This is a genomic window from Faecalibacterium sp. DFI.5.82, from assembly GCF_029076575.1.
Taxonomy (GTDB): domain Bacteria; phylum Bacillota; class Clostridia; order Oscillospirales; family Ruminococcaceae; genus Faecalibacterium; species Faecalibacterium duncaniae.
On the sequence record NZ_JARFIS010000324.1, the window covers coordinates 1 to 323 of the forward strand.

Annotated in this window: 1 protein-coding gene; it reads right to left on the bottom strand. The window is 54.5% G+C overall.

Annotation, left to right across the window (positions count from 1 at the left end; translation table 11 throughout):
* The coding region (locus tag P0G09_RS16820; protein ID WP_275253237.1) for a YidC/Oxa1 family membrane protein insertase at positions 1-323 on the bottom strand (323 nt) is incomplete at both ends.

Genomic DNA, 323 nt, shown 5'->3' on the forward strand with positions numbered 1-323 from the left:
GATATTTTTCTCCACGACCTCGCCGGTCTTTTCATCCGTGACCTTGATGGTGGTGCTCTTTACACCGCGCTTCTGCTCCTTCTTGCGGGCAGCCTTCTCGGCGGCGACCTCTGCCTTCATCTTCTCAGGGTCGTAGATCTTCTTCATCAACAGGCTCTGCACGGTCATCAGGATGTTGGAAACAACGTAGTACAGCGAGAAAGCGCTGGGCACGGTGAAGCAGAAGAAGACGTACATCAGCGGCATCATATACATGGTCAGCTTCATGCTGCCCTGCATCTCCGGGCCGCTGGCCTTCATGCTGATGTGGGTGGACAGAAACA